The organism is Streptomyces venetus (genome assembly GCF_039540295.1).
GTDB lineage: Bacteria > Actinomycetota > Actinomycetes > Streptomycetales > Streptomycetaceae > Streptomyces > Streptomyces venetus.
Genome location: NZ_BAABET010000003.1, coordinates 307,380 through 326,438, shown reverse-complemented (window position 1 = coordinate 326,438; position 19,059 = coordinate 307,380). Strand labels below are relative to the sequence as shown.

The 19,059-nt window shown below is 69.8% G+C and carries 22 protein-coding genes and 1 pseudogene; 9 read left to right on the top strand and 14 right to left on the bottom strand.

Annotation, left to right across the window (positions count from 1 at the left end):
* Positions 1-142 precede the first annotated feature (142 nt).
* From ABEA82_RS11280 to ABEA82_RS11265, 4 genes are all read left to right on the top strand, one after another.
* On the top strand, positions 143-829 hold the full coding sequence (locus ABEA82_RS11280; RefSeq protein ID WP_345661255.1) for a DUF2848 domain-containing protein: 687 nt from the start codon (positions 143-145) through the stop codon (positions 827-829).
* Positions 830-1,117: 288 nt separating this feature from the next.
* A complete protein-coding gene (locus tag ABEA82_RS11275) occupies positions 1,118-1,531 on the top strand; it encodes a PepSY domain-containing protein (RefSeq protein WP_345661254.1) in 414 nt (137 codons plus the stop codon).
* A gap of 210 nt (positions 1,532-1,741) precedes the next feature.
* Positions 1,742-2,524 carry a response regulator transcription factor gene (locus ABEA82_RS11270; protein ID WP_345661253.1) on the top strand — a complete coding sequence of 261 codons (783 nt, stop codon included), beginning with the start codon at positions 1,742-1,744 and terminating at the stop codon, positions 2,522-2,524.
* Positions 2,521-3,921 carry a sensor histidine kinase gene (locus tag ABEA82_RS11265; protein ID WP_345661252.1) on the top strand — a complete coding sequence of 467 codons (1,401 nt, stop codon included), beginning with the start codon at positions 2,521-2,523 and terminating at the stop codon, positions 3,919-3,921. The genes ABEA82_RS11270 and ABEA82_RS11265 overlap by 4 nt, the downstream gene beginning before the upstream one ends.
* Before the next feature lie 104 nt (positions 3,922-4,025).
* Here the strand turns inward: ABEA82_RS11265 and ABEA82_RS11260 are convergent, their stop codons facing one another.
* From ABEA82_RS11260 to ABEA82_RS11230, 7 genes are all read right to left on the bottom strand, one after another.
* On the bottom strand, positions 4,026-4,604 hold the full coding sequence (locus ABEA82_RS11260) for a hypothetical protein (protein ID WP_345661251.1): 579 nt from the start codon (positions 4,602-4,604) through the stop codon (positions 4,026-4,028).
* A 237-nt stretch (positions 4,605-4,841) separates the two neighbouring features.
* Positions 4,842-5,195, bottom strand: a complete 354-nt coding sequence (locus tag ABEA82_RS11255; protein WP_345661250.1) for a helix-turn-helix domain-containing protein — start codon at positions 5,193-5,195, stop codon at positions 4,842-4,844.
* A 520-nt stretch (positions 5,196-5,715) separates the two neighbouring features.
* The gene (locus tag ABEA82_RS11250; protein WP_345661249.1) at positions 5,716-6,027 is read right to left on the bottom strand and encodes an SCO5918 family protein; all 312 of its coding nucleotides are present in this window, start codon (positions 6,025-6,027) and stop codon (positions 5,716-5,718) included.
* 49 nt (positions 6,028-6,076) lie between these two features.
* Positions 6,077-6,427, bottom strand: a complete 351-nt coding sequence (locus tag ABEA82_RS11245) for a CBS domain-containing protein (RefSeq protein WP_425588508.1) — start codon at positions 6,425-6,427, stop codon at positions 6,077-6,079.
* A 70-nt stretch (positions 6,428-6,497) separates the two neighbouring features.
* On the bottom strand, positions 6,498-7,997 hold the full coding sequence (locus tag ABEA82_RS11240; RefSeq protein ID WP_345661247.1) for a DEAD/DEAH box helicase: 1,500 nt from the start codon (positions 7,995-7,997) through the stop codon (positions 6,498-6,500).
* Between the two features lie 186 nt (positions 7,998-8,183).
* Positions 8,184-8,387: a cold-shock protein gene (locus ABEA82_RS11235; protein WP_345661246.1), complete on the bottom strand. Its 204-nt coding sequence runs from the start codon at positions 8,385-8,387 to the stop codon at positions 8,184-8,186.
* Positions 8,388-8,827: 440 nt separating this feature from the next.
* Entirely contained in the window at positions 8,828-9,295 is a 468-nt protein-coding gene (locus tag ABEA82_RS11230) for a DUF5990 family protein (RefSeq protein ID WP_345661698.1), read from the bottom strand.
* A 290-nt stretch (positions 9,296-9,585) separates the two neighbouring features.
* On the opposite strand from ABEA82_RS11230, the gene ABEA82_RS11225 reads away from it, so the two are divergent.
* Positions 9,586-10,464 (top strand): alpha/beta fold hydrolase, encoded by an 879-nt coding sequence (locus tag ABEA82_RS11225; RefSeq protein WP_345661245.1) that lies wholly within the window; start codon positions 9,586-9,588, stop codon positions 10,462-10,464.
* Between the two features lie 450 nt (positions 10,465-10,914).
* On the opposite strand, the gene ABEA82_RS11220 is transcribed toward ABEA82_RS11225, so the two are convergent.
* The 5 genes from ABEA82_RS11220 to ABEA82_RS11200 form a co-directional block, all read right to left on the bottom strand.
* Positions 10,915-11,472 (bottom strand): DM13 domain-containing protein, encoded by a 558-nt coding sequence (locus tag ABEA82_RS11220; protein WP_345661244.1) that lies wholly within the window; start codon positions 11,470-11,472, stop codon positions 10,915-10,917.
* Positions 11,473-11,995: 523 nt separating this feature from the next.
* On the bottom strand, positions 11,996-12,148 hold the full coding sequence (locus ABEA82_RS11215) for a hypothetical protein (protein WP_345661243.1): 153 nt from the start codon (positions 12,146-12,148) through the stop codon (positions 11,996-11,998).
* Between the two features lie 86 nt (positions 12,149-12,234).
* Positions 12,235-12,564: a TfoX/Sxy family protein gene (locus ABEA82_RS11210; RefSeq protein ID WP_345661242.1), complete on the bottom strand. Its 330-nt coding sequence runs from the start codon at positions 12,562-12,564 to the stop codon at positions 12,235-12,237.
* Positions 12,565-12,577: 13 nt separating this feature from the next.
* Entirely contained in the window at positions 12,578-13,027 is a 450-nt protein-coding gene (locus ABEA82_RS11205; RefSeq protein WP_345661241.1) for an SRPBCC family protein, read from the bottom strand.
* 294 nt (positions 13,028-13,321) lie between these two features.
* Entirely contained in the window at positions 13,322-14,482 is a 1,161-nt protein-coding gene (locus tag ABEA82_RS11200) for a lactonase family protein (protein ID WP_345661240.1), read from the bottom strand.
* Between the two features lie 304 nt (positions 14,483-14,786).
* Here ABEA82_RS11200 and ABEA82_RS11195 point away from each other — a divergent pair, with 304 nt between their 5' ends.
* The 4 genes and pseudogenes from ABEA82_RS11195 to ABEA82_RS11180 form a co-directional block, all read left to right on the top strand.
* Entirely contained in the window at positions 14,787-15,923 is a 1,137-nt protein-coding gene (locus ABEA82_RS11195) for a molybdopterin-dependent oxidoreductase (protein WP_345661239.1), read from the top strand.
* Positions 15,920-16,321, top strand: a complete 402-nt coding sequence (locus ABEA82_RS11190; RefSeq protein ID WP_345661238.1) for a hypothetical protein — start codon at positions 15,920-15,922, stop codon at positions 16,319-16,321. Before ABEA82_RS11195 ends, ABEA82_RS11190 begins: the two co-directional genes overlap by 4 nt.
* Before the next feature lie 99 nt (positions 16,322-16,420).
* Positions 16,421-17,083: a hypothetical protein gene (locus ABEA82_RS11185; protein WP_345661237.1), complete on the top strand. Its 663-nt coding sequence runs from the start codon at positions 16,421-16,423 to the stop codon at positions 17,081-17,083.
* Positions 17,001-17,198, top strand: a pseudogene (locus tag ABEA82_RS11180) (hypothetical protein); the annotation flags it as partial. The gene ABEA82_RS11185 and the pseudogene ABEA82_RS11180, both read left to right, overlap by 83 nt.
* A 478-nt stretch (positions 17,199-17,676) precedes the next feature.
* Here ABEA82_RS11180 and ABEA82_RS11170 read toward each other — a convergent pair.
* Both ABEA82_RS11170 and ABEA82_RS11165 read right to left on the bottom strand, forming a co-directional pair.
* The gene (locus ABEA82_RS11170) at positions 17,677-17,811 is read right to left on the bottom strand and encodes a hypothetical protein (protein WP_345661236.1); all 135 of its coding nucleotides are present in this window, start codon (positions 17,809-17,811) and stop codon (positions 17,677-17,679) included.
* 5 nt (positions 17,812-17,816) lie between these two features.
* Positions 17,817-18,923 carry a pentapeptide repeat-containing protein gene (locus tag ABEA82_RS11165; protein ID WP_345661235.1) on the bottom strand — a complete coding sequence of 369 codons (1,107 nt, stop codon included), beginning with the start codon at positions 18,921-18,923 and terminating at the stop codon, positions 17,817-17,819.
* Between the last annotated feature and the right edge of the window lie 136 nt (positions 18,924-19,059).

Below are 19,059 nucleotides of genomic sequence, written 5' to 3'. Positions count from 1 at the left end.
ATCCTTGCTGGGGGAGGCCGGGGGGACATCGACCTTCCGGCATACTTCTTGTATACAGGTCGTATGCGCAACCCCTGCGCGAGAAGTTAACCGCGGAGAAATGCCGGTCCGCGGACCGCCACCCGATCCCTGGGAGTGCCTCATGGCCGTCCTGACCTTCGAACTGCCCGACGGAACGACACGCGAGGTCGACGTCGTCCAGGTCCTCAACGCCGGGTACGCCGGACGCAGCCAGGAGGACGTCGCCGCACACGTCGCGGAGCTCGCCGAGCTGGGCGTGCCCGGCCCGTCCGTGACGCCCGCCCTCTACCCCGTCTCCCCCTACCTCGCCCAGCAGACCGACCGGGTCCACGCGCAGCACGGGCACACCTCCGGCGAGGCGGAATGGGCGCTTGTCGTGGCCGACGACGGAGAGCTGCTGCTGACCGCCGCCTGCGACCACACCGACCGCGACCTGGAGGTGCACGGCGTGGCCTGGAGCAAGAACGCCGGCCCCGACGTCCTCGCCCGCCGCGCCTGGCGCCTGGCCGACGTGGAGTCCCGCCTCGACGCCCTCACCCTGCGCGCCTGGGTCACCCACGGCGGCACGCGGACGGAGATCCAGCACGGCACCCTCGCCGAACTCCTCACCCCCGCCTACTGGCTCGACGTCCTGCGCGCACGCGAGGCGCTCACCCCCGGCACCGTCCTGATCTCCGGCACCATCCCCATGACCCCCGGCGTCGACCAGTTCGCCGACGCCTGGACCGTGGAACTGTCCGACCCCACCACCGGCGACACGATCCGCCTCCACTACGACGTCCGGCCCATGCCGGCACCGGTCGGCTGATCACCGAAGCCGCCGCAGGCCGAACGCCGTCGGGCCCACCCTCGCCCCTGCGGCCCAGGCCGGAATCACGCACCGCTGACGCAGCGGCTGCCGCCCTGCCGTCGACCGCGACAGCAAGGCCAGTCGGACCAGGCCAGTACGAAGGACCACCGGGTGCGCATGGCCGGAGTTGTCCAACGGCTGAAGGTTGGGCGCTTCTTATCGGTTTCCTGGCTGCTCTCTGGTCTCTTGCTTGAGTCCCCGTTTCTAGGGTCGTTCACGTCCCCGACTCTTTTGGAGATCTTCGACATGAACGCTTCCAAGCGTGCCCTGGCCGCCGCTGTGTCCACCGCCGCCCTGCTGGTCGGACTGGTCGCCTGCGGTGGCTCGGACTCCGGCGATTCCGCTTCGTCCTCGAACAGTGCGACGGCCGGCCAGGCCGGCGGCGGCACCCAGGCCGCGGACGGTGGTGCGCAGGCCGAGGGTGGCGAGGGCGGCGACCCGGTGGAGACCCCGCTGACCGGTGAAGCCAAGCAGAAGGCGGAGGCCGCGGCGCTCGCCGCCTTCCCCGGCAAGGTGGTCAAGTCCGAGGAGGACGCCGAGAACCCCGGCACGTACGCGGTGGAGATCAAGAAGGCCGACGGCAGCGAGGTGGAGGTCTACCTCGACCCGAAGACCTACAAGGTAGTCAAGACCAAGGACGAGGCCGGCGACGACGACTGATCCCGCCCGCCCACGGACAGGCTGGGCCGCGTCGGCCGCGGAAGAGATACCCGCAGCCGAAGGTGCCCGGAGCCGACGAGCCCGGCCGTCTTCGTTGAGCGGACGTGTCCCCGAACGCGTAACAGAGACTGTCCGGACGACTTGGCCGGACGATGTGGACGGGTTGGTGTGATCACCGCGGCGGAGTGGTGGGGGTGTGAGCCTGACGCCATGCAGGTGCTGCTCATCGAAGACGACGAACGGATCGCCGGCCCGCTGGCCGAGGGCCTGACCCGCTACGGGTACACGGTGGAGCGGGCGCGCACCGGCTCGGCGGCGCTGGCCGCTCCCGAGCCGGAGATGGTGCTGCTCGACCTGGGCCTGCCGGACATGGACGGTCTCGATGTCTGCCGGGCCCTGCGCCGGCGCTCGGATGTGCCGATCATCATGATCACCGCCCGGGGTGAGGAGATCGACCGGGTCCTGGGCCTGGAACTGGGCGCCGACGACTACATGGCCAAGCCGTTCGGTGTCCGCGAACTGGTCGCCCGTATTCGCGCGGTCACCCGCCGCACCCGCCCGCAGGCCGGGGCAGGTGGCGACGCTCCCGGCAGCGCGGCCGGACCGAGCCACCACCACCCCGTTCTCACGTCCGCCCCCGACCCCACGCTCGTGGACGCAGGGCAGGCGGTGGGCCCGCTGGTCATCGACCGCCGCACCCGCCAGGTCCGCCTCCACGGTGCTGCCATCGCCCTGGCCCCGAAGGAATTCGACCTGCTGGCCTACCTCGCTCTGGACCCGGGCGCGGTCTGCTCGCGTCAGCAGATCGTCGACCAGGTGTGGGACCCGCACTTCTTCGGCCCCACCAAGACGCTGGACGTGCACGTGGCCGCCCTGCGCCGCAAGCTGGGCGATCCCGCCTGGATCGAGACCGTCCGCCGGGTCGGCTTCCGCCTCCACGCTCCTGATGCCGCGGCGCCGCCCCACGGTGCGGGACGGGAGGCACGGACATGACCCGGCGTCTGCTGGCCGGCTATCTCGGGCTGGTCCTGCTCGTCCTGCTGGGTCTGGAGATTCCCTTCGGGCTTCTGTTCGCCCGCGCCGAAACGTCCCGCTTGTCCAACAGCATGGAGCGGGACGCCGGAATGCTGGCCGAACTCGCCGAGGAACGCATCGAGGAGAACAACACCGACGAACTGCCCGAGCTGGCCACCGAATACGCCGAGCGGACCGGAGCCCGAGTGGTCGTCGTGGACCGCACCGGCGCCGTCCTGACCGACTCGGCCTCCACCACCCCCGCCGGCGCCGACCTGTCAGCACAGCCGGACATCGCCACCGCCCTGCGCAACCGGACCACCGTCGGCACCTCACCCGACCCGGACAGCGGCACGGAGACCCGCTACGTCACCGTCCCCGGCTCCTCCGGCGAGACCATCCGCGGCGCCCTGCGGCTCAGCTACCCCACCGACGTGCTGGACGGCCGGGTCCGCGACATCTGGTTCACCCTCGCCCTGACCGGCCTGGGCGTGCTGGCGGCCGCGGCACTGATCGCCCTGGCACTGGCCCGCTGGATCATCCGCCCCGTCCACGCCCTGGAACGCGCCACCACCCAGCTCGCCGACGGCACCCTCACCAACCTGCCCGCCACCGACCTCGGCCCGCCCGAACTGAGACGCCTGGCCGCCTCGTTCACCCACACCGCGACCCGCCTGCAACACCTGCTCGCCGCTCAGCGCGCCTTCGCCGCCGAAGCCTCCCACCAGCTCAAGACCCCCCTGACAGCGTTGCGGATCCGGCTGGAGAACTTCGAACCCCACCTCGACCCGGCCGTCCACGACAGCCTGGACGAAGCCATCGGCGAGACCGAACGCCTCGGCCGCATGATCCAGGGGCTGCTCTCCCTGGCCCGACTCGAAGCCGCCGCCACCACCCCGGAAGCCTCCGATCTCGACGCCGTGGTCGCCGACCGGGCCGCTACCTGGGCTCCCTTCGCCGCCGAACACGACGTGCGTATCGCCACCACCGGACGACCGGCAGGCCACGTGTGGGCCATCCCGGGCGCACTGGAACAGATCATCGACAACCTGCTGGCCAACGCCCTTCGCGTCTCCCCCTCCGGCAGCACTGTCACCCTGGCCGTCCGCCATGTGCCCCACGGCATCGAGCTGCACGTCATCGACCAGGGCCCCGGCATGAGCGAGACGGAACGCCGGCGCGCCTTCGACCGCTTCTGGCGCGCCTCCGACACCCACCACGACGGCACCGGCCTCGGCCTGCCCATCGTTCGCCACCTCGTCGACGCCTCCGGCGGCGCCATCACCCTCCATCCCGCCCCCGGCACCGGCCTCGACGCGCGCGTACGACTGCGGCCCGTCGCCAGCCACCCGACGCGGCTCGTCGCCAGCCGATAGAAGTTTTCCGGCATCGCGCACGTATGGGGCATATCCGTGTGACGATCGAGACGTCCGTCACCGAGGACGAGCGCATCGCATTACCGACCGCCCCAGGGGCCCGCTCAGTCCAGGAAGTAGGACCAGAAGGGGATCGTGGCGTCCTGATGGCCTTCGGGTGTCGGCACAGGGCGACCGAACTCGTGGTGGAAGTAATCGACCAGATCGGTGCCGTAACAGATGATGTCCGTCTGGTACATCGACAACACGGGCGTACCGGTCCGGTCCGGATCGGCCAGCAAGTACCGGTGCGAACAGATCGGCACCATCACAGGGACCTTGGCCAAGTACGTGCGTGCCACTTCCAAGGCCTCCTGAGGGCCCGCAGGCCGCGGCTCCCAGTCCGGATGCCAGAACGCGTTGTGCTCCACGTCGAACAGCACCCCGTCCACCGGCCAGGCCAGCCGCTCCGCCAGGTCCTCCGGGTCGCCATCCCGCCAATCCGGCCAACGACTCCCCGTAGGCAGCCCTGCGCCCAGCAGCGTTCGATGCTCCGGCGCGAAACGGAACCCCCAGCGCTCCTCGACGTGATCAAGTTCCCGCTCACTCATCCCTCGCTCCACCTCGACGCGGGCGGGGAGCATGGCCAGCAACGCCTGGGCGTCCTCTGAGGTCAGCGGGTTCTCGCGGTTGATCGGGGACATGCGTGGAACGGTAGAACACCAGGACTCTTGACTCTGCTGAAGGGCGCCGCCGTCGGCGGTGCCACGGCCGCCTCCCAGGACGTCTCCGAAATACTCGCCGGCATGGGAGCGGGTGACATGAATCGAACTCGCGCTCTCAGCTTGGGAAGCGACGGCGCTCGCGTGGCCGAATGGGTGCGCTGACCTGGGGCCGTCGTGCGTTATGCGTGTTCGAGCCGACCGGCCCGCGCCACGTGATCAGCTGGAACCGGGAGCGGAGCTGTCGGGCGCTTCCTGTCCGGCACGGCGGCGGTACTCGGCGTTGATGCGCTGCGCCTCCTCGAGCTGGTCCTCAAGGATGACGATGCGGCAAGCAGCCTCGATCGGGGTGCCCCTGTCGACGAGCTCGCGGGCGCGCGCCGCGATCCGCAGCTGGTAGCGGGAGTACCGGCGATGTCCGCCCTCCGAGCGCAGCGGAGTGATCAGACGAGCCTCACCGAGGGCTCGGAGGAAAGCCGGGGTGGTGCCGAGCATCTCGGCGGCCCGCCCCATGGTGTACGCGGGGTAGTCGTCGTCGTCCAGACGATCGCTGAGGGGGATATCTGCTGTCATGTCACCTCGTTGTGCAACGCGTCGAGGGGCCCTGGTGCCGTACGGCACCAGGGCCCCGAAGGAAATTCAACACCATCTGTCGGCCCTAATGCTCTGCCGACCTTCTGTTTCCGCTACCAGCCCTCCAGAAGGGGGGTGCGGGGATCGCGGCTGCGTGACCGGGGACCACCTTCCAATCCGGGGTCTTGCGGTACCCGGACCGAGTGCTTCCCGGCCGGGCGATCCTGATGGCGTCTGCTCCTCCGTCCTTCCTCTTGACCTGCGGTTCTCGTGTACTTCAACCCCGCCAGTTCGTGTCTGTCGGGTATCGCTGGACCGTGTCAACGAGAAAAAGACTAACCGCGTCAGAAGCCAATGTCTACTCTGGCTACAACAGATTTCGGCCCTCGGGGGGAACAGAAAGCCTGTGACCTGCACCAACGGGTGATCTCAGAACGGACGGTGAAACGGCGATGAGGGCCCTGCCGACGCGCGTCGGCAGGGCCCTCACCGGGTCCTGATGGCGGTTCTCCGCCCGTCCTCATACCTCCAGGGAGGCGGCACCGAGCAGTGCCGACGCGGTCTGGAGCGGAGTGAGGACACGTACGGGCTCGGCCTCGGGGCGGTCGTGGCAGGTGAAGCCGAGGCGGGTCATGGCCCGGACGACTTCGCCGCCGGTGAAGTCCCGGCGGTCCTGTCGGGTGATGATCTGGCCCACCTGCTTGACGGGGTAGCGACGGCGGCCGATGGTCACGGACTCACCCGTGACGATCTCGGGCGTGACGCCCTCCATCGAGGCCAGCACGTCGCTCCTGGTCAGGTCGAACGGGTACCGGGCGATGACACAGCGCATGATGCCCCACAGAGAGAGAAGGAGAACGGGCTGGTTCGGGCGATGCGGATCAGCGGGCGAGGGCCAGGACGCCCGGGCCGCCCCGGCCGTGTTCGCCGACGGCGACGGGCCGGGGGGCGGGCGAGGTGAGGGGCCCGTCGAGGACGTCCCGCAGACGGAGCCGGTCCGTGTACGTGGAACTGCCGCGGTGAACGGCGAGTTCGGCTCGGGTGATCGAGCCCGTGCACTGGTCGTCCGCGTCGCACAGGAGGAGGTACTCGACCCGGGCGCCGGCCATGACGGACAGCGCGACCTCGACGGTCATGTCGTCCCGGACCCGGGGCCCTGACACGTCCATGTCGTCGACCACGGTCAGGGGGGACGGACCCGCCTGGTGTCGCTGTGTCTGAACCGGTGTCAAAGCTGCCTCCTCAGGGATGGGGCGCGTTTCTGGTCGGTGCTTCCAGGCCGATGCTTCTAGGCCGATGCTTCTAGGCCGCCGGATCGAAGGCCGACCGCTGTGCCCTGGGCCGCCCCGCTTGTCCGGCGGTGCGCCCGCGAGCGGGGCGGCGACGGCCTCGGGACGAGGGAGTCGCGGACGACCCGGCACGGCCGGGACGTGCCACGGCCGGTGCGGTGATGACGACAGGGACACCGGAAGGGGCCTGGGCGCCTGTGATGCGGCTCAGTTCCGCTTCACCCGAACGGACCGGGGTGACCCGGGGAGTGATGCCGGCCGCGGCCATCAGCCGGTTCATGCCGCGGCGCTGGTCGGGCGTCACCAGCGTGACGACGCTGCCGGACTCGCCGGCGCGGGCGGTACGGCCACCGCGGTGCAGGTAGTCCTTGTGGTCGCCCGGCGGATCCACGTTGACGACGAGGTCGAGGTTGTCGACGTGGATGCCGCGGGCCGCGACGTTGGTCGCCACCAGGACCGTCACATGGCCGGTCTTGAACTGGGCGAGGGTCCGTGTGCGCTGGGGCTGGGACTTGCCACCGTGCAGAGCCGCGGCGCGGACGCCGCTGTTCAGCAGGTGCTTGGTCAGCCCGTCCACGGCGTGCTTGGTGTCCAGGAACATGATCACCCGGCCGTCTCGCGCCGCGATCTCGGTGGTCGTCCGGTACTTGTCCGCTTCGTGTACGTGGAGCACGTGGTGCTCCATCGTGGTGACCGCACCCGCCGACGGGTCGACGGAGTGGACCACCGGGTCGTTCAGGTAGCGGCGGACCAGCCGGTCGACGTTGCGGTCGAGGGTGGCCGAGAAGAGCATCCGCTGCCCTTCGGGGCGCACCTGGTCGAGCAGGGCGGTGACCTGGGGCATGAAGCCCATGTCGGCCATCTGGTCGGCCTCGTCGAGGACGGTGATACCGACGTCGTCCAGTCGGCAGTCACCCCGGTCGATGAGGTCCTTGAGCCGCCCCGGTGTCGCGACGACGAGCTCCGCCCCGGCCCGCAGCGCCCCCGCCTGCCTGCCGATCGACATGCCGCCGACCACCGTGGCCAGCCGCAGCCGTACGGAGCGGGCGTACGGGGTGAGCGCGTCGGTCACTTGCTGGGCGAGCTCGCGGGTGGGGACGAGGACCAGGGCGAGCGGCTTCCGTGGCTCCGCGCGCCGGCCCGCCGTACGGGCCAGCACCGCGAGGCCGAAGGCGAGGGTCTTGCCCGACCCGGTACGGCCGCGGCCGAGCACGTCCCGTCCCGCAAGGGAGTTCGGCAGGGTCGCCCCCTGGATGGGGAACGGTACGGTCACGCCCTCGTGACCGAGCGCGGCCAGCAACGGCGCCGGCAGGGCGAGGTCGGCGAACGACTCGACGGCCGGCAACGCGGGCGTGGTCGTCACCGGCAGCGCGAACTCGCCCTGGGGTGCGGTCTGTCGGCGTCCGTAGCCCTTGGAACGCCGCGGAGCCTCCGAGCGCTGGGCGGCAGAACCCCGGGAGCGGTCGTAGGTGCGGGTCGTGCGTTCAGTGCGGGTAGTGCGTGCGCGGTTCAAGTGGAACCTTCCTCGATGTGGGCACGTAGGCACGTAGCAAGGAATTTCCGCAGCAAAATGAACGGCGCAGAGAATCGCGAGAACGAGCCGAATACGGCAGGGGAGAATCACCCCGGAAATGCAGCGAGCCGGGGCCCGCACCCCAAGGTGCGGGCCCCAGCTGCGAAGTATGTGCTGTCGCCGGTGTCAGGCGGGAACGATGTTCTCGGCCGTCGGGCCCTTCTGGCCCTGCGCGACGTCGAAGGACACCTTCTGGCCTTCCAGCAGCTCGCGGAAGCCCTGGGTGGCGATGTTCGAGTAGTGGGCGAAGACGTCGGGACCGCCGCCCTCCTGCTCGATGAAGCCGAAGCCCTTTTCCGCGTTGAACCACTTCACGGTGCCGTTAGCCATGTCATTTCTCCTTCGGAGACGATGTACAGAATTCGCCCTGTGCGGATTCCGTGTCGCCGTGCTGATTAACCCGTCGGAAAACTGAACCCTCTGGCAACCACACCTGCAACTGAGATCGACATTAGCACGGTGCGACCGGCCCTGCGCGGTCAGAAATTCCACTCCGCTCGGCGGCCGAGGAATACTCGCCGCGCACCGCACCTATTTCTCATGTCGCCGATACAGATATTGATGCGCGCGGAAGCGGTGTTCCGGCCGAGCGCTTCCGGACGCAGCGCCATGACCTCCGTCGATGAGCCGTGCGCCGCTGCCCTCGTCATCGACGGACGGGGCGACGGGGAACGTGTCGACACCCCACTGTCGCGATGAAGGTCACATCGGCCCGGAAGAGCACGACGGCGGTGGCCGACGGGTAGCGCGAGCCGTTCGTCGGCCGTGTTCTAGCCGGCGCGTGCGGCGGTCCAGGTGATGTGCGGGGGCTCGACGCGTGCGCACAGGGGCCCGCCCCGCGCGTCGGTCAGGCCGAGGCGTCCGACCAGCAGCCCGTCGCGTGCGGCGGCGGCGAGTACGTCGGCGGGGACGACGTCGAGCATGAGCTTGGCGCGGCGGAACATCGTGAAGGTGCCCGACTCGTCGACCGTGCCCCACGACAGGTAGATGAACCGTCGTCCCAGACGGTCCTGCACATAGGGGCCTTTGACCTCGATGCCGGTCGGCGAGGCGCTGGTGGTGCACTCCAGGGTCCACGTCGCGGACGGTGCGTCGCCGGGCTGTGGCTCGAGGAGTTCGGCCGGCCGGTCGCGGCGTTGCACGGCGACGTGGATGTTGCCGTACGCGGGGACTTTGCCGTCGGCAGGGGCGGGGCAGGTGAGGCCCGGCAGGTCGACGGCGTCGATGCGGATGCGCATGGTGGTCATGATCCCGCCATCGTCCTGGCAGGGGCCAGCCGGCCTCGGACTGGGGTGGGCCCGGGCAGCGGTGACCGCAGTGCGGACCCGTCACGCCGAGCCCGGCGGCCACCTCGAAGCTCGTCGTCCCTGGTATCCACGGGTGCGGAACGCCCGGTGAAGCCGGGAGCCTGCCCGGCTTGCGCGCGGAAACCGATCGGTTTACTTTGATGGAATCGATCGGTTTCTCATTCTCCGGTGAGAGTTGTGACCGTTTTCGGTGATCCACTCACACCCAAGGAGTCGGCGAGATGCTCAGCCAAGAGCCACGTCCCACCCTTCGCATTCCGGGGACCACCAGCCACACCATCGCCCCGCGCGCGGGATCCGGCGGCCGCCAGGGAACGCTGCGCTACCTCAAGGCGGGCACCGGCGCTCCCCTGGTCCTGCTGCACACCGTGCGCACCCAGGCCGAGCACTTCCGCCACCTCATCCCCCTGGTCGCGGACCACTACACCGTGTACGCCCTCGACCTGCCGGGGATGGGCTACTCCGAGATCGTGCCCGGGGCGTCGTACGACGAGCCGGCCATGCGCGTGGGCGTCGAGCGGCTCCTGACCGAACTCGACCTCCACGACGTGACGTTGGCGGGTGAGTCCATGGGCGCGGTGCTCGCCCTGACCACCGCGGCTGATCTGCCGGAGCGGGTACGGCGCGTCGTCGCGGTCAACACCTACGACTTCCGCGGCGGAATCGCCCGGTCCAGCTTTCTCGCCCGCGTGGTGATCAGCGGTGTCCTCGCTCCGGGCGTGGGGCCGGTGCTCGCCGGGGTGGAGCCCAGGCCCGCCCTCAGCAGGATTCTGCAGGGCGGACTCGGCGACAAGAGCGCACTGCGGGAGGACTACGTCGACGAACTCCTCCAGGTGGGCGCCCGCCCCGGCTACCCGACCGTCGCCCGAGCCGTCTACCAGAGCCTGCCCAGCCTCATCGCCGCCCGCTCGCGCTACCGCGAGGTCAAGGTGCCCCTTCACCTCGTCTACGGCGAGAAGGACTGGTCCCGTCCTTCGGACCGGCAGGCCAACAAGGAGTTGCTTCCGGCCGCCGACTTCACACAGGTCCCCAAGGCCGGTCACTTCATCGCCCTTGAGCGCCCCGACGTGCTGGCCGACCTGTTGAACGCGGTGGCCTGACTGCCGGGACAACCGACTCGAGGACACTCACCCCTGTTCCTGAGACGCCGACCCGGGCTTCGAACAGGACGCGCACAGCAGCACAGCAGCACTGACCGGCGGAGGTTTTCGCCGGGGTCCACAAGCTCCGCCCGCGGCGATCGCCGCATTGTGCGACGAACGAGATTCGGCGCGGGTGGAACGGGCGCCGGGGGCACGCCCCCACTACGTCCCGGGCGCCACCCACACGACCCGCCGTCCGGCGGGTATCTCATTGCGGCTGGGTGCCGTCGAGGACGCCGAGCGTCTGCACAGGGCGGAGAAGCACAGCAGGTGATCTACTCGCTCGACACGTCCGGTCTGGTCCGGCTGCTAACGACGTCCGCGCGTGCCCGTCGGCAGCTCAGGACGGAGACGATCGCGTCCAGCTCGGCCTCCTCATGCAGCAAGCGCTGGTGCTGTCAGGGCCTGTCAGGCACGGGCGAGTTCGGCAGCACCGAAGGAGACGTCGAACCGGTCGCACCAGATGCTGACGCTGCTGAACCGGGCCGGGTCGACGTCGCCGGGGACGACGTAGTTCTGGCTGCCCTTGTTGCCCTTGAGCTTGCCGAGGCTGACGTACTTCCCGTCGTCGAAGACGTGCCAGCCGGCCGTCCCTTCCTTCACCGGTGCGTCGGTGAGCCACACGCGCAGGTCGGGGCCGTTGCTGGTGTCGAGGTTCTCCAGCCGGACGATGTGGGAGCCGTCGGCGAGCCGTACGAGTTTCACGGTGCCCGATGTCGGGTGCTCGTGACTGATCAGCTCACCGCTCGACAGCGTCTGCGGTCCGGCCGACGCGGTGGGCGTCCGGGAGGGCTCCACCGCAGGAGGTGCTGAGGTGTCCACCACCTGGGGCAGGGCCTCCTCGACGGTCTCGTCCTGCCACAGCTTCCACGGCTGGAACCAGTACAGCCCGAAGCCGACTCCGGCGACCACCACCAGTACCGCGATGACCAACGGCCTGGTCAGTACCTTCCACACGCGCCCCATCTCCGCCTCGCCTTCTGGGAGTCTGTCTGTCCTGTCCCATTCAACGGAAGCCGACGTCCGTCCCTCACCTCGCAGGTGATGACGGAATCCTTACGCCGCACCGTCACATTCAGCGGTGCTCGGGGTTGCCGCCCTCGGCCGGCAACCGGCGTTGCGTGACCGCCAGGCCCTGCCGCCGAGCCCGGCCCGGTCGAGCAGGACGAACGTGACCGGTCGCCGCCGGAGGGGGGCCGTGCTGGTCCGCACCACGATTCAACGGGAGTACGGCACCCTGCGCGTGGGCCGCTCTCAGGGAGGATGACGTCCTCGGAGGATGGATCGACGAGGGACGCGCCTTCGCCGAGAGCTTGCCCCCAAGTACTCGACTGCCCGTTCTGGCCCCGAAACCGGAGTCAGCGCGTTGTCTTACGGACTCGTTCGCCGGAGGGCCGGACTTCTCACGGCTTGGGCCCGGACCCGCTGTGCGAGCCCAGGCCCAGCGCTGTCCCCGGGCGGTGGCCGACCCGAGTGAGAGGGCCGAACGTCAGAGGGCGAGGGTGCTGCCGTCGAACCGGCTCAGGGTGAACACCACATCCTCCAGGGTGACTTCCTTCATCTCACGCAGCACGCCGATGGCGATCTCCTCCCCCAGCCGCACGGCCTCCGTGAAGTCGGTGCGCCAGTGCACACCGGCCATGTTGCGGCCCGTAGCGATGTTGGCGGCGACCTTGTTCAGCTCGCCGCCGACTCCCTGCTGCCTGTTGTGCCTTCTCGAGCGGCGACCTACTTGGGCGGCAAACTCGCGGCGAAGGCGCGTCCCTCGTCGAGCCAGGCGCCGAGAGCGTCGTCCTCCGCGACCGCTGCCCCGTCGACCACGACCCAGCCGCGCATCGGGCGGCCGGTCATGTCGAAGACGCGTGTGCCCGGCCGGGTGAGGGCCGCGTCGGTCGCGTCTGGGCCGACCCTGACCATGAGGTCGTCGCCGGTGACACCGACGGCCATGTTGCCCTCGTACAGGAACGCCACCCCGCCGAACATCCGCTTCTCGGTGACGGCCGTGTCCGCACCGATCCGCTCCCGAATCCGCTGCGCGAGTCCCTCGTCGTACGCCATCGTCGCCTCACCCTCACCTCTGCTCCAGAAGTCTCGCTTCGAGATCGCGCAGGTCCTTGACCAGATTGCCGCGGACCTGCCGGGCCAGCAGCGGTGCCGCCAGCCGGTAGAACCCGCCCTCGCCGCCCCGGACGCGGATGCGGGCGAGGGTGCCGTCCGGGTGAGTCTCGAAGGTGTACGTCACGTGCATCGGCATCGGGCCCGCCACGGACACCAGGTCCAGCAGATGGGGCGGTTCGTACGAGGCGACCCGCAGCACGTAGTCGATGCGCCGGCCCAGGAAGTACGCCGTACGGGTCACCTCGGCCCCGGTTCCGAAGCCGCCCCCCTCCGCCTCCCTGGTGAGTTCCGCCGTCCGGATCCCCTGCGTCCAGTCGGCGTCGTGGCGCCAGTCCATGGCGTACGCGGCCACGCCGTCGGGCGGCAGCGGGATGACCCGGTCGGCCGTCACGTCGATCGTCATGACACCGAGCTTCCGCCTTCTCCGGAGCGGTCACCACCCGGTGAGCAGCAGATGGCCCATGAGGAGGGCGAGTGCTGCCCGGGCGGTCAGCGCTGAGTGGTGAGAGCGCCCCCGTCATGGCCGCCCGGCGCTCTCCCCGCGGAGGGTGGAGTGCATCAACACCGGCCGGGAATGGCAGTGACTCCGATGAGCTGTAGCGGCTGACACCACACGGCTGCCCCACCGAGTCTCGGTGGGGCAGCCGTGTTGGGCGTCCCGTCAGGTGGATGCGCCTCCGCCTGTTCGCCCGGGGTGTCACATCGCGGCGATGCCCTCCATGCCGGACTCCGCGAACGCGGGCAGGCCCTCCGCTGTGGTGACCTTGGTGAGGGATCCGTTCCTCTCGACGCGGAAGCCGTCGATCGTTCCGGAGGTGGCGTTCTGGACGTAGACGAACTTCGCGTCCTTGGTCACGGCGATGTCGATCACACCCTGCGACTTCGAGGAGGGCGGGGTGGCGAGGCCGACCTCGTTGGTCAGGGCGAGCCGTCCCTGCCTGTCCATGCGGTACCCGGTGACGGTGGAGTTGCCGGTGTTGCCGCCGTAGAAGTAGTCGCCCGCGCGCTCCAGCCAGCACAGGACCTCCTGGCCGTTGGCGAGCGGTCGCTGGAGGACCTTCAGCCTGCCGTTGTGCTGGACCTGGTAGGCGGTCACCGTGGACTTCTCGGCCTCGGCGACCAGCATCCTGCCGCCGGTCCTGTCGAAGCTGATCGCGAACGGTACGTGGCCCGCGGACTTGTTGACGACCGGCTCGGCGACGGCCGGCAGTCCGTCCTTCTTCAGCGGGAAGACCTCGACGGTGTTGTTCCCCTTGGTGGTGACCACCAGACTGCGACCGTCCGGGGTGATCTCGACCTCGCCGGGCGAGGTGTCGAACTTTGGTACGTCCTCGTTGGCCAGCCCGAGTGAGCGGAGGGAGCCAGGTATCGGCACGAGCCCCTTCGTGGTGATCCGGAAGCCCTGGACGCTGCCCTCGCCGCCCGCGTTCATGATGTACGCGACCTTGCCGCGCACCGCGATGCTGGACGGGAACGCGCCGCCGGTGTCGAGGATGCGACGGTGCTTCAGTTTCGTTCCCTCGACGCGGAAGGAGGTCAGCGTGCCGCTGCCCGCGTTGACCGCCAGCAGCATCCCGGAGGCGTCGTCGTAGACGAGGGAGCCCTGGGAGGCGAGGGAGTCGGTGGGGGCGTCGACCTGGTCGCCGCCCCGGCCACCGGTGGCGTAGGTGCCCGCGGGTTTCAGCTTGCCCTGGCCGTCCCGTGCGAAGACATGAATGGTGTTGCCGTTCAGCTCGTTGCCCTGCACGAAGACGGCGCGGCCGGCTTCCGCCCCGGATGTGCCGTACTGGCTCGCGGAGGCCAGGGAGACGGCCACGGTGGCCGCCGCGGCGGTGGCGAGGGCACTGCCGCCGATCACGATCCGCCGCGTCCTGGACTTCGCCTGATGACCGCGACGTCCTCCGGCCCTCCGGCTCGAACGGTTCCCACTCAGCTCGCCGTGCATACTCACGTCCCGCTCCTTCGATCCTCGTGCGTTGGTGCGTCCCCGTGGTGGTCGTGGACGGGACAAGCGTGATCGTGGTGGCAGTGAGGTGAGTGGGGAACGGGGGTCGCGTCAGACTCTCGTAAGCAGTGGCGTTCTCCGGGCGCCCACGGGCTGTCACTGTTCCGTAAGGCGCTCGGACGTTCCGCGACGGAAGGGCACCGAGTGGGATCGGAGCATGAAACTGCGTGTTCTACCGCCGGTGTTCAGGGGCAGGTTGCACGACGCCCGCACGGCGACCTCGATCGGCCGCTGGCTGGGGCCGGCCTTCGTCCTGTGCTTCGTGACCGGGCTCGTCAGCCACTTCATGCAGCATCCGCCGGTCTGGCTGGCCGACCGCGTTCCCAGTCGCCCGTCGTGGGGTTACCGCCTCACCCAGGGCTTGCACGTCGCTTCCGGCATCGCGGCGATCCCGCTCCTGCTCGCCAAGCTGTGGACGGTGTACCCACGGCTGTTCCAGTGGCCGCCGCTGCGGTCGGCACGGCACGCGCTGGAACGTCTGTCGGTCGCGGTGCTGGTGGCCGGGGCCGTCTTCGAGCTGGCGACCGGGCTGCTGAACACGGTCCAGTGGTACCCGTGGCCGTTCTCGTTCGTGCCGGTGCACTACGCGGTGGCGTGGCTGGTGACCGGAGCCCTGGTGCTGCACATCGCGGTCAAGGCCCCCGACATCCGGGCGCATTGGAGCAGGCGGTCGCCCGGGACGCTCGCCCTGCCGGCACAGGACGGCGCCGACCGGCGGTCGTTGCTGGCGGCGGTGGGCGCGGCGGTCGGAGCCGTCACTCTCACCACGGTGGGCCAGTCCTTCACTCCGCTGAAGGATCTCATCCTGTTCGCGCCGCGCCATCCCGACCACGGCCCGCAGGCCCTTCCCGTCAACCGGACCGCCGCGGCGGCCGGGGTCGGCCGGGTCGCCGACGAGCAGTACCGCCTGGTGGTGGCCGGTCCACGGCCGTACACCCTCACGTTGGACAAACTGCGTGCTCTGCCGCAGCACGAGGTGGAACTGCCGATCGCCTGTGTGGAGGGCTGGAGCAGGTCGGCGCACTGGACGGGTGTACGGGTCGCGGATCTGCTCGAGCGGTCGGGCGCGCCGAGGGACGCGCGGGTGCGGGTCGTGTCGTTGCAACTGCGGGGTGGCTACCGGGTCTCGGAGCTCGGGCATGAGCACGCCCTCGACCCCTTGACGCTGCTCGCGCTCCGTCTGAACGGAGAGGAGCTCGACCCCGACCACGGTTACCCGGCGCGGCTCATCGCCCCGAACCGGCCCGGCGTGCTGCAGACCAAGTGGGTGGGCCGGCTGGAGGTGCTGTCGTGACGGTGACGCGTGTTCTCGTGGGCACGGTGGGTGTGGCCCTCATGGGCGTCGGTGCGTCGCTGCTGACGGACGTCCGTGACCTGACCGGTGTTCTGGTCTGGCTGGGTGGTGCGGTCCTCCTGCACGACGTGCTGCTCGCACCGCTGGTGCTGCTGGCCGGGCTGGTGCTGGTGCGCGGCCGTGCGCGCGGTCCGGTGCGCGGGGCGCTGGTGGTCGGGGGCGCGTTGACGGTGGTGGCGTTGCCGGTGCTGCTGCGCCCGGGACGCAGGGCGAACGCCTCGGTGCTCCCGCTGGACTATCCGCGCAACTGGCTGATCGCGCTGGCCGTCGTGGGCACGGTTATGGTGCTCGCGTGGGCCGTCAGGGGCCTCGTCGGGCGTCGGCGGCCGCCGACGTGAGGGACGGCGGCCCGACCCGGCCGCTCGCGGTGTTACGGAGGTCTTACGCGTACCGCGCAGGGGCACGGCGGAGCCGGCGCGGCCTCCTACGGTGACGGGATGCGATCCTTGCGTGCTCTGTGGACGACGGCGCTGGTGACGGCGGCCCCGCTGCTGCTGGCCGTCGCCGGTCTGGTCCATCCCCGGCATCTGACGGCGGCGACGGCGGGCGACTGGGCCGGGCTGCACGTCGTCCTGCTGCCGGTGTTCCCGTTCCTGGTGCTCGGTCTGGTGGTCCCGTTGTGGGGCAGGCCGCGCCGCGACGTCGAGGGATCCCTGATGGTGCTCGCCTGGGCCGGATGCCTCGTCTACGCGGCGTATTACTCCGGACTCGACGCCGTCGCGGGGATCTCCGCGGGCACGGTGGTGGACCACGGGGTCCACGGGGCGGCCGGGCGGCTGTTCGCGACCGGCGACGAGCTGGGCCGGGCGGGGGTCCAGGCCCTGGCCGTGGCCTGTGCGGCGACGTGCGCGGTGCTGTACCGGCGGCACGGGGCCCGGGTGCTGCCGGGGGCCGTGGTGCTGCTCGCCGCCTGCTGGTCGTTCGTCGACAGTCACATCTTCTGGCCGCGCGGTGTACTCACCATGCTCGGCTTCGCCCTGGGGTTCGCCTTGCTGACGGTGGCGACGTCGCGGAGGGGTGAGGAAAGGGCGGCGAGGGGCGAGGAAAGGGCGGCGACCGGAGACGGCGGGGCACGGCCTCGAAGGCTTACGAACCGCTGACGTACTCCCGCCGAACGGCCCGACGCCGTCGGCGCGGCCGTGCGGGCGGGGCATATTGATCCTGGTCATCGGAGGTGCGGGCTTCATCGGCTCGCACATCGTCACCGCCCTCACCGGCGCCGGCCACGAGGTACGCGTCCCTGGACGCGCTGCTGGCGCGAGCCGGATGAGCCCGGTCGTCCCCCCTGGACCGATGGAGGGGAGCCGGGCTCCCCTTTCCGCCGCCTCAGACCGTCGCGGGGAGGTGGACCTCGAAACGGCAGCCGCCCGGAACGTTGTGCACGGCCGCCCGGCCCTGATGGGCCTCCATGATCCCGCGCACGATGGCCGAGGCGGCGCCGCGGCCGGGCGGCGTTCGGACTCGGCGACTGAAGTGTGAACCCCGGCGCCCTGCTCACCGGTCCAGACAACAAACAATCCCCGGGTCATTGACCGGGAAGCTTGGGTTTTCTGACGACGGTTGCGGCGCTGACCTGCGGCGGAGTGGCCACGGGGTCTGGCCGACTGGCGGCCTGGTCCCCCCTATTCCCCGTGGTTCCCCGAAGAATCTGGCACAGATCTGGCACGCTCGATGTCGGTCAGCAGGGAAGGTTTCAGTAGCGCACGGAAGATTTCAGCGCCGTGCCTCCGGAGGCAGGGTGGGCGTAGGTGACCGTCCGCAAGAGCCGGTGGCCCGCCGGGAGGAAGGCGGCCACGGTGGCGCCGGCGGCGGCGTGAGGGGTCTTCACAGTCTTCAGTGGCCTCCTTCGGCTTCGGCGATTCGTGCCTTGACGGCTGGGTCTTCGGCCAGGTAGGCGGGGAGCTCGGTGGTCGAGTCGATCACAGCCTTCACCACTTGTTCCGCTCGCAGGTACCCCGCGCTGCGTAGTTGCGCACCGGACAGATCCGCGCCGGACAGATTCGTGTTGGGCAGATCCGCGCCGGACAGATTCGCGTTGGACAGATTCGCGTTGGACAGATTCGCGTTGGTCAGGTCTGTGTTGGACAGGTTCGCATCGGTCAGGTCCGTGTTGGACAGATTCGCGTCGGTCAGGTTGGCGTCGGTCAGGTTCATGGTGCGGAGTTCCAGGTAGCGGTACGCGCGAGCCAGGTTCGCGTTGATCAGTTCCGCGCCGGTCAGGTTCACGCCGGCCAAGTTTGCTCCGGCTAGGTTCGCGCCGATCAGGTTCGCGCTGGTCAGGTTCACGCCGGTCAGATTCGCTTTGGTGAGGTTCGCGTCGACCAGAACCGCGCGGGTCAGGTTTGCGTCGGACAAATTCGCGCGGGACAACTCCGCCGATTTGTCGCCGACCTGGCGGGGCCGGAGTTCGATGCCGGGCAGGTGGGTTTTGCGCAGGTCGGGAAAAAAGGAGTCGTCACGGGTGGGGTCGCGATGGGCGAGGACGGTCAGGGCGGCGAACACGTCGGCCGGTACGTCTTGGCCCTTCTTGGGTGGTTTGCTGCTGTGGGTGCGGACGTAGGTGGCCAGAACGTTGGCGATGGTGGGGTGGTCGCGAGGCCAGTCCTGCATGATGCGCTGCAGGGCGTAGATGCCACCCAGACGGACATCCATGGCGTCGTCACCGAGGTTCTCCACAGCATTGGTGTATCGGTCGGTGATCTGGCCTTCCTTGCTGAGAGCAAGCTCCTGGCGCACCTGGTTGGTGGAGTACCACAGGCCGACCACGCCGACGAAGGCGGCGACCAGGACCGAGATCAGCTCGATGCGGCGGGCCCAATCCAGCCCGTGGTTATCCGGGGTGCTCGGCTGAGGGGCACCCTCCGGCTCGGCCGGTAACTGCCTGGGCGCGGCCGGGCGGGCTGTTGCCGCTGGTGTCCGCGGCCGCGGTACGACCAGCACGCTAGGGGCGGCGGTGGGTGAGGGGCGTCCTCGCAGGGCTCGTTCGCGGGCCCTGCGGAGTTGCTGGCTGCGTCGCTGCGACATGAGGGTTATTCGACCGGTTTAGTGGGGGCTGTCGCAGCAGTTCCGACAGATA

What these genes read in the sequence shown, in the direction of transcription:
- ABEA82_RS11215 (WP_345661243.1), bottom strand. Translation starts at nt 12,148, where the DNA reads ATGGCCGGTGTGCACTGGCGCACCGACTTCACGGAGGCCGTGCGGCTG.
- ABEA82_RS11185 (WP_345661237.1), top strand. Translation starts at nt 16,421, where the DNA reads ATGCGATCCTTGCGTGCTCTGTGGACGACGGCGCTGGTGACGGCGGCC.
- ABEA82_RS11250 (WP_345661249.1), bottom strand. Translation starts at nt 6,027, where the DNA reads ATGCGCTGTGTCATCGCCCGGTACCCGTTCGACCTGACCAGGAGCGAC.
- ABEA82_RS11280 (WP_345661255.1), top strand. Translation starts at nt 143, where the DNA reads ATGGCCGTCCTGACCTTCGAACTGCCCGACGGAACGACACGCGAGGTC.
- ABEA82_RS11265 (WP_345661252.1), top strand. Translation starts at nt 2,521, where the DNA reads ATGACCCGGCGTCTGCTGGCCGGCTATCTCGGGCTGGTCCTGCTCGTC.
- ABEA82_RS11205 (WP_345661241.1), bottom strand. Translation starts at nt 13,027, where the DNA reads ATGACGATCGACGTGACGGCCGACCGGGTCATCCCGCTGCCGCCCGAC.
- ABEA82_RS11195 (WP_345661239.1), top strand. Translation starts at nt 14,787, where the DNA reads ATGAAACTGCGTGTTCTACCGCCGGTGTTCAGGGGCAGGTTGCACGAC.
- ABEA82_RS11275 (WP_345661254.1), top strand. Translation starts at nt 1,118, where the DNA reads ATGAACGCTTCCAAGCGTGCCCTGGCCGCCGCTGTGTCCACCGCCGCC.
- ABEA82_RS11230 (WP_345661698.1), bottom strand. Translation starts at nt 9,295, where the DNA reads ATGCGCATCCGCATCGACGCCGTCGACCTGCCGGGCCTCACCTGCCCC.
- ABEA82_RS11270 (WP_345661253.1), top strand. Translation starts at nt 1,742, where the DNA reads ATGCAGGTGCTGCTCATCGAAGACGACGAACGGATCGCCGGCCCGCTG.
- ABEA82_RS11260 (WP_345661251.1), bottom strand. Translation starts at nt 4,604, where the DNA reads ATGTCCCCGATCAACCGCGAGAACCCGCTGACCTCAGAGGACGCCCAG.
- ABEA82_RS11235 (WP_345661246.1), bottom strand. Translation starts at nt 8,387, where the DNA reads ATGGCTAACGGCACCGTGAAGTGGTTCAACGCGGAAAAGGGCTTCGGC.
- ABEA82_RS11220 (WP_345661244.1), bottom strand. Translation starts at nt 11,472, where the DNA reads ATGGGGCGCGTGTGGAAGGTACTGACCAGGCCGTTGGTCATCGCGGTA.
- ABEA82_RS11225 (WP_345661245.1), top strand. Translation starts at nt 9,586, where the DNA reads ATGCTCAGCCAAGAGCCACGTCCCACCCTTCGCATTCCGGGGACCACC.
- ABEA82_RS11255 (WP_345661250.1), bottom strand. Translation starts at nt 5,195, where the DNA reads ATGACAGCAGATATCCCCCTCAGCGATCGTCTGGACGACGACGACTAC.
- ABEA82_RS11210 (WP_345661242.1), bottom strand. Translation starts at nt 12,564, where the DNA reads ATGGCGTACGACGAGGGACTCGCGCAGCGGATTCGGGAGCGGATCGGT.